Here is an 11470-nt window from a genome sequence, read left to right as displayed (position 1 = left end):
CTCACGACCACCTGTACCGAACGGCGGTCTGTCGTGATTGAACGGACGGCACGTGTGATCCGACGGACGACACACGTGATCAGATGGACGACACCCCGTGGTGAAGCCTCCGCCGCGTGTCGTCCGTTCAGACACGTGTGTCGTCCGTCGGATCACGTGTGTCGTCCAGCCCGTCACGCGAGACCGCCGGTAGGTATCCACCACTCACGACCACCCGGACCAGGCGTTTCCGATTTGGTTGGCTTCACCGGACGTTCTGGGAAGAAGCTCACAAACCGTGGCGGCCCGCCGAGGGCTGGGTAGTTTCGGAGTGGTGCCGACCACATCCACCTCCAGCCGCAGGACCGTGATCAGCGTGTTCGCGGCGCTGGGCCTCGTCGTGGCCGCGATGGTGACGCTCGGCGCCACCGGTCTGGCCGTCAAACCGGTGAACGGACAGGCGCTCGCGGTCCTGGAAGAGGTCCCCGGTCCCGAGAGCGGGCCGACTTGCGCCGTCGACAAGCGTTACGTCGACGAAGACACCTTCGGCATGCGCCCGGACGTGATCGAAGCCTGGAACGCCATGCGCGCCAAGGCCAAAGCCCAGAACATCACCCTCTGCGTGAACGACGGAAAACGCAGCCGGGGCCAGCAACAGCGCGAATTCGACAAGGCCGTCGAGCGGTTCGGCTCCGTGGAGCAGGCCAAGAAGTGGGCACTGCAGCCCGAGACATCCATGCACGTCAAGGGAATCGCCGTCGACATCCAGCCGCTTAACTCGGCCTCCTGGGTGGACAAGCACGGCGGCCCGCTCGGCTGGTGCCGCCGCTACGACAACGAGAAGTGGCACTTCGAGTACGACCCGGCCTACAAGACCGCCGGCTGCCCCGCCCCCCTCCCCAGCGCCACCGGCAACTGACCCGGAACTCGGCCTACGCCAGCTTTTCGACGACATACTTCGCGGCCTCGGCGAGTAGCGCTTCGTCGTAGGGAGCGTCCTTCGCCGACTTGCTCGACATGATCGCCAGGACGATCGGTGCCTTGCCCGGCAGCCACAGGACGGCGATGTCGTTCAGCGTGCCGTACTCGCCCGTTCCGGTCTTGCCGGCGATGGTCCAGCCGGGCGGGAGGCCCGCGCGGATCCGTCCGGCGCCGGTGACGGTGCGCTGGAGCAGATCGCGCAGGAAGTCGCGTTTCTCGGCCGACAGCGTGTCCCCCAGCACGATCTCCCGGTAGTCGGCCGCGAACGCCCGCGGCGTGGTGGTGTCGCGAAGGTCGCCCGGGGTGGCCTCGGTGATGGCCGGTTCGACCCGGTCCATCCGCGTGACCGTGTCGCCGAGACCGCGCGTGAACGCCGTCAGCGCGGCGGGGCCGCCGAGATCCCGCAGCAGCAGATTGCCCGCGGTGCCGTCGCTGAACCGGACGGCGGCGTCGCACAGCTGGCGGATCGTCATGCCCGTGGCCACATGCCGCTCGGTGACCGGGGCGTGTTTCATCAGGTCGTCCCGCGAGTAACTGACCCGGGTTTCCAGATGCGACAACGGGTTGCGCTGCAGGACCGCGGCCGCCGCGACACCCTTGAACGTCGAGCAGAAGGCGAACCGCTCGTCGGCGCGGTGCTCGACGGCGCCGCCGCCTCCGGTGTCGAGCGCGTACACGCCGAGCCTGGCGTCGAACTTGTTCTCCAGCTCCATCAACCGGTCGTGGAACTGACGGGTGGTGGGCGGCGGGGGTGGCGGAGGCGACGGCGTGGGCGGGTTCACCCGCGTGCAGGCGGCCAGTGACGCGAGGACCGCCATCCCCAGCAGCACACGACGGGTGACGGCCGGCCCCGGCGAGTTCATCGTGATCCCTCCCCCTGATCACTTCGAACATAGCAATTTCCCCACCGCTCCCGGATCGGCCAAGCGGCCGAGGCGGGTGACCCCGGGAGTGTGCCTTCCCCCACTCGACCGGGCCACCATCCTGGTTACCGACGGGTAACCGGGGCTAGGGTGCGGTCAGGACAACCTCTACTTCAGGAGCATTCGTGGCCGCAGGAGCAACACCGCTCGCGCCGAACGCGCGGTCGGTACGCAATGTCGCCTTCGTCGAAGGGGTGCGGACGCCCTTCGGCAAGGCAGGCGAAAAGGGTATGTACGCCGGCACCCGTGCCGACGATCTCGTCGTCAACGCCATCCGTGAACTGCTGCGGCGGCACCCCGAGCTGCCGCCCGAGCGCGTCGACGAGGTGGCGATCGCCGCCACCACCCAGATCGGCGACCAGGGCCTGACCATCGGCCGCACCGCCGCGCTGCTGGCGGGCCTGCCGAAGTCGGTACCGGGTTTCGCGCTGGACCGCATGTGCGCGGGCGCGATGACCGCCGTCACCACCACCGCGAGCGGGATCGGCTTCGGTGCCTACGACATCGCCATCGCCGGCGGCGTCGAGCACATGGGCCGCCACCCGATGGGCGAGGGCGTGGACCCGAACCCGCGCATCATCGCCGACAAGCTCGTCGACCCGACGGCGCTCGTGATGGGCCAGACCGCGGAGAACCTGCACGACCGGTTCCCGGCGATCACCAAGCAGCGCACCGACGCCTTCGCCGCGCGCAGCCAGGAGAAGTACGCCGAGGCCGTGAAGACCGGCAAGATCGGCCCCGAGCTGGTCCCGGTCGCCACCCGGTCCAAGGAACTCGGCTGGGGTCTCGCGACCGAGGACGAGCCGCCGCGCCCCGGCACCACCGTCGAGCAGCTCGCCGGACTGAAGACGCCGTTCCGCCCGCACGGCCGGATCACCGCGGGCAACGCGGCCGGGCTCAACGACGGCGCCACCGCGGCGCTGCTCGCCGACGAGGACACCGCCCGCGAACTCGGCCTGCCGATCGGCATGCGCCTGGTGGGCTACTCCTTCGCCGGTGTCGAGCCGGAGGTCATGGGCATCGGCCCGGTGCCCGCCACCGAGAAGCTGTTCGCGCGCACCGGCCTGTCGATCGACGACATCGGCCTGTTCGAGATCAACGAGGCGTTCGCGGTCCAGGTGCTCGCGTTCCTCGACCACTTCGGCATCGCCGACGACGACCCCCGCGTCAACCAGTGGGGTGGCGCGATCGCCTGCGGTCACCCGCTCGCGTCCTCCGGGGTCCGGCTGATGACGCAGCTTTCGCGTCAGTTCGCCGAGCGTCCCGACGTGCGCTACGGCCTGACCACCATGTGCATCGGCATCGGCATGGGCGGGACCGTCATCTGGGAGAACCCGGCCTACAGCGACTCCAAGGGGGCGAAGTAACCATGACTTTCACCGCTGAGCAGGCGAAAGCCGCCTTCCCCGACGAGGTCGTCACCAACGCGGTCACCCGGCTGGTGAAGGTGCCCGGGCTCGACAAGCCCGTCGCGCTGATCACCCTCGACAACGGCCACGACCACACCCGGCCGAACACCTTCGGCCCGCAGGGCCTGGTGAGCCTCAACGCCGCGATCGACGCCGCCTTCGCCGCGGAACCCGCCGCGATCGCGGTCACCGGCAAGCCGTTCATCTTCGCCGTCGGTGCCGACCTTTCCGGCGTCGAAGCGGTCGCGGATCCGGCGCTGGCGCGGGAGATCGCGCAGACCGGGCACGACGTGTTCCGTCGCCTCACCGAAACCGAGATCCCGACCTTCGGGTTCATCAACGGCGCGGTGATGGGCGGCGGGCTCGAACTCGCGCTCTCCTGCCACTACCGCACGCTTTCGGAGAACACCGCCGCGATCGCGTTCCCCGAGGTCTTCCTCGGCCTGTTCCCGGGCTGGGGCGGCACGCAGCTGCTGCCGAACCTGATCGGGCCGGACGCCGCCGTGACCGTGATCATCGAGAACGCGCTGGCCCAGAACAAGATGCTGAAGGTCGCGCAGGCGGCGGAGCTCGGCATCGTCGACGAGGTCTTCGGCTCGGCCGACTACCTCGAGCAGTCCCTGCTGTGGCTGGCGAAGGTCGTCAACGGCGAGATCACCCCCGCCCGCCGCGAGATCGACCGCGGCGCGGGCTGGGACGCCGCGATCGCCCGCGCCAAGGCCATTGTGGACGGTCGCACGAAGGGCGCCTCCCCCGGCGCGACCAAGGCCGTCGAACTGCTGGAGCTGGCCCGCGAGAACGATCTGGACCGCGGCTACGCGGCCGAGACCGACGGGCTCGCCGAACTGCTCATGGACGACACCCTGCGCGCCGGGCTGTACTCGTTCAACCTGGTCAACAAGCGGGCCAAGCGGCCGGCCGGCGCGCCGGACAAGTCGCTGGCGCGCAAGGTGAACAAGGTCGGCATCGTCGGCGCGGGCCTGATGGCCAGCCAGATGGCACTGCTGTTCGTCCGCCGCCTCAAGGTGCCGGTGGTGCTCACCGACGTCGACCAGGAACGCGTCGACAAGGGTGTGTCCTATGTGCACGGTGAGATCGACAAGCTCCTGGCCAAGAAGCGGGTCTCGCCGGACGGCGCGAACCGGCTGAAGGCGCTCGTCACCGGCTCGCTCGACAAGTCCGCGTTCGCCGACGCCGACTTCGTGATCGAGGCGGTGTTCGAGGAGCTGGGCGTCAAGCAGAAGGTCTTCGCCGACCTGGAGCAGTACGTCTCGCCCGAGGCGATCTTGGCGACGAACACTTCGTCGCTGTCGATCACCGCGATGGCGTCGCAGCTGAAGCATCCCGAGCGCGTGGTCGGGTTCCACTTCTTCAACCCGGTCGCGGTGATGCCGCTGCTGGAGATCGTCCGCGCGGAGAAGACCGACGACGCCGCGCTGGCGACGGCGTTCGCGCTCGGCAAGCAGCTCAAGAAGTCGAGCGTGCTGGTCAAGGACGCGTCCGCGTTCGTGGTCAACCGGCTGCTGCTGCGGTTCCTCGGCGAGGTGCTGGTGACCGTCGACGAGGGCACGCCGTTCGACGTCGCCGACAAGGCGCTCGAGCCGCTGGGCCTGCCGATGACGCCGCTGACGCTGATGCAGCTGGTCGGCCCGGCGATCGCCCTGCACGTCGGGGAGACCCTGCATGGGGCGTTCCCGGACCGGTTCACCGTCAGCGAGAACCTCGACCGCTTCGTCAAGGCGGGCAAGAAGGGCGTCTGGCAGTGGGATGACAAGGGCAATGCCACCGTCGACCCCGAGGTGGACGAGCTCTGGCAGCGCGGCGACTCGCCGTCGACGTCCGAGCAGGTGCGTGACCGCGCGCTGGCCGCGATCGCCGAGGAGATCCGGATCATGCTCGACGAGGGCGTGGTCGCGGAGGCGCAGGACATCGACCTGTGCCTGATCCTCGGCGCGGGCTGGCCGTTCTGGCTGGGCGGCATCACGCCGTACCTCGACCGGGCGGGCGTCTCCGAGAAGGTCAACGGCAAGCCGTTCCTGGCGCCGGGTGTGGCGAGCGTGCCGCTCTCCTGAGCCTCGACGAAAGGCCACCGTCGGCGATCCCTTGATCGCAGGCGGTGGCCTTTCACGTTTTTCGTGGATTTGATGGCGAGCGGCTACGTTTTCGTGAAAGCCTGAGGTTCGTACGGGAACGTTCGTCTCCCCGGCCATCCCCCGGGGAGACGGGCATCACAGAACGCCGTGCGTTGGCCGTCCGGACATCGTCCGTTCAACGAGGCTCTTTAGCGTCCGGCCGGTGAACAGCGAAAAACCCGGCGTCGACCGCCGCGGATTCCTCAAGCGCGCGGGCCTCGTGTCCGCGGCGGCCGCCGGCGCACCACTCGCCGCGTCCGCACCGGCGGAAGCCCTCGATCTGGATCTGGACCTCGATCTCGGCCTGCTCTTCGGCCGGGACCGCTATCGGTGGCTGGCGGGCGATCACCACATCCACACGCAGTACTCCTACGACGCGATGTACACAGTGGACGGAATCGCCACCGACGCGCGCCGCCACGGGGCGGACTGGGCGGTGATCACCGATCACGGCCACGCCGCGCACGAGAAGTCGTCGGTGGAGCGCACGAACGCCGCGATCCGGGCGGCGCAGCGCGAACATCCCGATCTCCTGCTGTGGCAGGGCATGGAGTGGAACGTGCCGGGCGCCGAGCACGCGACGCTGTTCTTCCAGGCCGGCGCGGCCCAGGCCGCGAAACTGCGCGAGTTCGAGCGCACCTTCGACTGGCGGCTGACCGGGACCGAACCGGGCACGCCGGACAACGAGGCGCTGGCCGTCAAGGCGATCCGCTGGCTCGCGGCCGAAGAGCGGGCACGCCGGATCCACGCGCCGGTGGTGGTGATCAACCATCCACTGCGCAACGGCCGGATCGCCCCGCACGAGATCCGCGCGCTGCGCGACGCCGCGCCCGGCATCGTCATCGGTATGGAAGGCGCGCCGGGAGCGCAGGCCGACGGCTTCCCGAAACCGCTCGGGAGCGGCGGAGGCGCGCGTGGCGGATACGGCAACTCCCCCGGCTCGAACTCGTGGCCGGGCTTCCCGGAGTCGGCCTACCGCACCTACGGCGGCTTCGACTGGAGCACCGCGACCGTCGGCGGGCTCTGGGATTCGTTGCTGGCCGAGGGAAAGCCGTGGTGGATCACCAGCAACTCCGACTCGCACTACAACCGCGGCGACACCCACGTGCGGCCCAGCGTCCCCGACGGCTACTACGACGAGCACGGCGGCTACCCGGACCCGATCGACACCGGCGTCCCGCAGACCCTGCCTCCATACGCGGACTTCGCTCCCGCCGAATTCAGCCGGACGATGGTCGGCGTGACCCGCCGAAGCCACGAAGGTGTGTTGGAAGGTCTGCGCGCGGGCCGCGTCTGGGTGGTACACGGCGGGCTGGCGCAGGAACTCGAGTTCGGCGCGTACAGCGGCTGGAGCTCGGCGACGATGGGCGGCAGGCTGCGGGTCCGGCGCGGATCCGACGTCACGGTGGTCGTCTCGGCGAAACTCGCGGCCCGGCCGAACGGCGGCGGCGCGATCCCGCGGCTCGCACGGCTCGACCTCGTTTCGGGACCGGTGACCGGCCCGGCCGCCGACCGCGACACGCAGACCGCCCCGGGGACCCGGGTTGTGCGGTCGTTCGAGCCGCGGTGGGCGCCCGGGCGGCGGGTCACCTTCCGGCACACGTTCCGCGACGTGCGTGAGCCGTTCTTCGTGCGGACACGCGGAACGGACGGCAAGAAGCACGTGCCCGGCGGGATCGAGCCGAGCGCCGACGTGGTCGGGCAGTCGAATCCGTTCGAAGACCTGTGGCTGTACGGGAACCCGATCTTCGTGGACGTGCGGTAGGCGACCGGGGCCGGGTCTAGGCGCCCAGTTCGTCCGGATCCGGTCCCAGCCGCTTCCCCTGCTCCAGCGTCGCGATCGCGGCGGTGTCGTGCGCGTCGAGCGCGAAGTCGAAGACGTCGATGTTCGCCTTGATCCGTTCCGGCGTGACGGATTTCGGGATCACCAGATGGTCCATCTCGACATGCCAGCGCAGCACGACCTGGGCCGGCGTCTTGCCGTGTTTCTCCGCGATCGTGGTGATCTTCTCGTCGGCGAGCAGGTCCCCGCCGCGCGCCAGCGGACCCCACGCCTCGGTGACGATCTCGTGCTTCACGTGGAAGTCCCGCAGCAACGGCTGCTGGAGCCACGGATGGCATTCGATCTGGTTCACCGCCGGAACGGTCCCGGTCTCCTCGATCAGCCGTTCCAGATGCGGGATCTGGAAGTTCGAGACGCCGATCGCCTTCGCCCGGCCGTCGGAGGCGATCTTTTCCAGCGCCCGCCACGTTTCCACGTACTTGTCCTGCGCGGGCAGCGGCCAGTGGATCAGATACAGGTCGACGTACTCGAGCCCCAGTTCGCTCAGGCTCTTGTCGAAGGCGCGCAACGCCGAGTCGTAGCCGTGTTCGGTGTTCCACAGTTTCGTGGTGACGAACAGTTCCTCACGCGGCAGCCCGCTGGTGCGGACGGCCTCGCCGACGCCACGCTCGTTGGCGTACAGGGTCGCCGTGTCGATGGCGCGGTACCCCGCCTCGATGGCGGTGCGGATCGCGCCGGTGACCTCGTCGTCGCCGATCTTGTACACCCCGAACCCGAGTTGCGGGAGGGACGTTCCGTTGTTCAGCCGAATACTGGGAACCATGCTCGAACCGTAACCCCCGCCGGGGGTCAGGGCAGAGCGGGCAGGTGGACGGTCACCGAAAGGCCGCCGCCCACAACGGGTTCCGCGGACACCGTGCCGCCGTGCGCCTGCACCGCGGCCCGCACGATCGAGAGCCCCAGCCCGGCACCGGTCCGGGCCGTCCTGGCGACGCCGGCGCGGCGGAACGGCTCGAACAGTTCGGGGACCGCGGCCGGATCGAGCAGCCCGCCCGAAGACCGCACCCGCAGCACCGACCACTGTGGACCGGCCTGCGTGACGACGTCCAGCCAGCCACCGTCGACGTTGTGCCGCACGGCGTTCTCCAGCAGGTTGCCCGCGATCCGTTCCAGCAGCGCGGGATCGCCGAACGTCGCCGCGCCCTGGGTCGCGAATTCGGTGCGGATGCCGCGCTTTTCGGCTTCGGTGCGCACCGCGCGCCAAGCGCTCGCGACGATCACCGCGAGATCGACCGGTTCCCTGGCCACCAGTCCCGCGCCGTCCGTACGGGCGAGCAGCAGCAGCGAACCGACCAGCCGCTCGGCCCGCTCCGTCGCGTCACGGACGACACCCGCCATCCGGCGTAATTCGGCTTCGTCCGCTTGCTCGTCGGCCAAGGTGACGTCGAGTTCGGTGCGGATGACGGCGAGCGGCGTCCGCAGTTCGTGGCTGGCGTTCGCGACGAAATGCCGTTGCGCGTCGAACGCGGCCTGCAACCGGTCGAGCATGTCGTCGAACGTCTCGGCCAGTTCCGCGAGTTCGTCCTTCGTGCGGACCTCACCGATCCGCTCCCCCATCGACTCGATCGAGAGACGGCGCGCGGTACCGCTGATCTCGCGCAGCGGCCGCAGGACCCGCGCGGTGAACGTCCACGCGAGGATCCCCGCCGCCAGCACGACGAAACAGAACGCGACCGCGCCGAACAGCAGCACCCGGTTCCTGGCGTAGACCCGCAGATGCTCGGTGACGGCGGACGCGTCGACCTCGACGCCGTCGACGCGCACCGTGGTGCCGGGCGGAAGCTGCGGCACGGCGGAAACCGCGTCGCCGACCAGATTCCAGGTCAGCCAGAGCAGCAGGACGCTGACCAGTGCCACCAGCCCGGTCGCGAGCAGTGTGACCCGCCCGCGCAGGCTGCGGGCACCGGACAGGTTCACCCGCGTGCGGTCCCCTGCTCCGGCACCCGGTAGCCGGAGCCGACGACGGTTTCGATGATGCCCGGCTCGCCGAGCTTCTTCCGCAGGGTCATCACGGTGACCCGGACGGTGGTGGTGAACGGGTCGGCGTTCTCGTCCCACACGCGTTCGAGCAGTTCTTCGCTGCTGACCACCGAACCGGCGGCCGACAGCAGCACCTCCAGCACGCCGAACTCCTTGCGGGTCAGCTCGACCGGACCGCTCGCGCGGCGGACGGTCCGCCTCGCCGGGTCCAGTTCGACGTCGCCCGAAGTCAGCAGCGGCGGCGCGGCCGGGGTCGCGCGGCGGCCCAGCGCCCGCACGCGTGCGACGAGTTCGGGGAAGGCGAACGGTTTGGCGAGATAATCGTCGGCGCCGAGGGAAAGCCCGTCGACGCGGTCCGAAACGGAACTGCTCGCGGTGAGCATCAGGACCCGGGTCAGCTCGCCGGACGCGACGATCTCGCGGCACAGGTCGTCACCGGACATGCCGGGCAGGTCGCGGTCGAGCAGCACGACGTCGTACCGGGTGACGGCGGCCTTCTCGTGCCCGTCGTCACCGGTGAGCGCGATGTCCACCGCCATGCCCTCGCGCCGCAGGCCGCGTGCGATCGCGTCGGCGAGGGGTTCTTCGTCTTCGACTACCAGAATTCGCACGACCCTACGTTGCCACATTTACCTGAGAGTGACCTGATTGGACTCGTGAGTGGTGAGGACGGTTAGAACCGTCCTTGCCACTCACGAGGACCAGCGCAGGGCGTACCACAGCCGCATCCGGGTCTCCGGATCCGCCAGATCCACCCCCAGCGCCCGTTCGATCTGCCCGATCCGGTGCCGGACGCTGTTGCGGTGCACGCCGAGTTCGGCGGCCGTACGGTCCCAGCCGCCGTGATGCGCGAGCCACGTCCGCAGCGTGGCGACCAGTTCGCGGTCACCCTTCCGGTCGAGTTCGCGCAACGGCGCCAGCACCTGGGCGGCGAACCCGGCCGCGGCGCCCGGATCGATCAGCGCGTCCAGCCCTGACGCGCCTTCCGCGACCACCGGCCGTCCCAGCGCGGTGGCCCGCGTCAGCAGCAGCTCGATCTCACCCGCCGCTTCGGGCAGCCGCCCGGGTGGGACGGGCGAACCCACGACCGCGAGCCAGCCGTCGGCGCGGAGCCGGTCGAGATCACCGGCCTCCGGCGCCTCGCGGACGATCGCGTCGAAACGCGGCCCCGGCCGCAGCCGGACGAGCGGGGTGTCGAGCCGGGCGCGCAGCCAGTCGTAGCGGACGGCGACCTCGTTCGGCCCTTTGCGGTACGCGATCCCGGCGACCAGACGGCGTTCGTCCCCGCCGATCACCCCGGTCTCCCCCAGCAGCAGCCCGGTGGCGGTGGCGCCCAGCCCGGCCGCGTCCGAACCCGCGCGGCCCGCCAGCCCGAGCAGCGCCGCCCCGACCGACAGGATCGAGCGGTCCGCGCCGTCGAACCGCTCGACCCGGCCGACCACGACCAGATGCGACGCCGTCGCCTGCGGGTACACCGGCTGCGCGACGACATGCGTGCCATCGGCCAGTTCCGTGGTCGCGCTGCGGATCCCCCGGCCCGCCCTCAGCGTGGCGACCAGTTCCCTGACCTCGCCGGGCAGCGGCGACGGAGCCCCGTGGTCCGCGGCCAGGACGTCGCCGACGCCGACCAGCGCCACCCACGCCCCCAGCCGTCCGGCCAGCGCGCTCGCCAGTTCCCCGAGCCCGTCGCCCGCCGCCCTGGTCAGCGCCTCGCGCGCGACCGCGATCCGGCGCTGTTCCCGCTGCCCCGCCTCGGCGAGCGCGACCGACACCGCCCGGCTGATCGCGAGGAACGGCGTCCGCGGCCGCACGACCAGCAGCGGGAGACCGTGCCGGGCGCACGCCGTCAGCAGGGGCGGGGGCAGCGTCTCGTAGGCGCCGGGCGTGAGCCCGAACCCGAGCGCGGAGATGCCGCTGCCGGCCAGCCGCCGGACGTAGCGGTCGATCTCGGCCGGTTCCACCGGCAGGTTCACCCCGGCGGTGAGCAGCAGCTCCGCCCCGAGCAGGTACGGCACGGGATCCAGCAGCTCGCTGACGTGGGCCCAGCGCACCGGGGCGTCGAGCGCGCCCGGCCGCAGGGTCTCCACGACCGGGTCGAGTGCCAGTTCCGGGTTGCCGACCACGGCGCGTAACGGGACATTCACATCCGAGTCGAACGGATCGCGGCTTTGGGTCATTTCATCCTCGATCTCCGATGACTTCGGATGGATCATCCCATGTCGT

9 protein-coding genes are annotated in these 11470 nt (G+C 70.3%); 4 read left to right on the top strand and 5 right to left on the bottom strand.

What is annotated here, in order from left to right:
• Positions 1-310: 310 nt before the first annotated feature.
• Positions 311-898, top strand: a complete 588-nt coding sequence (locus ACSMFO_RS37015; protein WP_436462173.1) for a D-alanyl-D-alanine carboxypeptidase family protein — start codon at positions 311-313, stop codon at positions 896-898.
• 13 nt (positions 899-911) lie between these two features.
• Here ACSMFO_RS37015 and bla read toward each other — a convergent pair whose 3' ends face one another.
• Positions 912-1823: a class A beta-lactamase gene (gene bla, locus ACSMFO_RS37010; RefSeq protein WP_436462172.1), complete on the bottom strand. Its 912-nt coding sequence runs from the start codon at positions 1821-1823 to the stop codon at positions 912-914.
• Between the two features lie 185 nt (positions 1824-2008).
• Between bla and ACSMFO_RS37005 the strand changes: the two genes are divergently transcribed.
• The 3 genes from ACSMFO_RS37005 (at position 2009) to ACSMFO_RS36995 (ending at position 7189) form a co-directional block, all read left to right on the top strand.
• On the top strand, positions 2009-3250 hold the full coding sequence (locus tag ACSMFO_RS37005) for a thiolase family protein (protein WP_073846907.1): 1242 nt from the start codon (positions 2009-2011) through the stop codon (positions 3248-3250).
• Between the two features lie 2 nt (positions 3251-3252).
• Complete coding sequence (locus ACSMFO_RS37000) at positions 3253-5364, top strand: 3-hydroxyacyl-CoA dehydrogenase NAD-binding domain-containing protein (RefSeq protein ID WP_436462171.1); 2112 nt, start codon at positions 3253-3255, stop codon at positions 5362-5364.
• A 223-nt stretch (positions 5365-5587) separates the two neighbouring features.
• Positions 5588-7189: a histidinol-phosphatase gene (locus tag ACSMFO_RS36995; RefSeq protein WP_436462170.1), complete on the top strand. Its 1602-nt coding sequence runs from the start codon at positions 5588-5590 to the stop codon at positions 7187-7189.
• A 16-nt stretch (positions 7190-7205) separates the two neighbouring features.
• Here the strand turns inward: ACSMFO_RS36995 and ACSMFO_RS36990 are convergent, their stop codons facing one another.
• The 4 genes from ACSMFO_RS36990 to ACSMFO_RS36975 all read right to left on the bottom strand — a co-directional run bounded on the left by ACSMFO_RS36990 (position 7206) and on the right by ACSMFO_RS36975 (position 11424).
• The gene (locus ACSMFO_RS36990) at positions 7206-8030 is read right to left on the bottom strand and encodes an aldo/keto reductase (protein ID WP_436462169.1); all 825 of its coding nucleotides are present in this window, start codon (positions 8028-8030) and stop codon (positions 7206-7208) included.
• Between the two features lie 26 nt (positions 8031-8056).
• Positions 8057-9184 carry a sensor histidine kinase gene (locus ACSMFO_RS36985; protein WP_436462168.1) on the bottom strand — a complete coding sequence of 376 codons (1128 nt, stop codon included), beginning with the start codon at positions 9182-9184 and terminating at the stop codon, positions 8057-8059.
• A complete protein-coding gene (locus tag ACSMFO_RS36980) occupies positions 9181-9858 on the bottom strand; it encodes a response regulator transcription factor (protein WP_007033550.1) in 678 nt (225 codons plus the stop codon). The genes ACSMFO_RS36985 and ACSMFO_RS36980 overlap by 4 nt, the downstream gene beginning before the upstream one ends.
• A gap of 81 nt (positions 9859-9939) precedes the next feature.
• Positions 9940-11424 carry a PucR family transcriptional regulator gene (locus ACSMFO_RS36975; RefSeq protein WP_436462167.1) on the bottom strand — a complete coding sequence of 495 codons (1485 nt, stop codon included), beginning with the start codon at positions 11422-11424 and terminating at the stop codon, positions 9940-9942.
• Positions 11425-11470: the final 46 nt, after the last annotated feature.

The organism is Amycolatopsis sp. w19, assembly GCF_051373225.1.
Taxonomy (GTDB): Bacteria; Actinomycetota; Actinomycetes; order Mycobacteriales; family Pseudonocardiaceae; genus Amycolatopsis; species Amycolatopsis japonica.
Note: the sequence above shows the minus strand (reverse complement) of the source record. Positions and strands in the feature narration are given on the sequence as shown.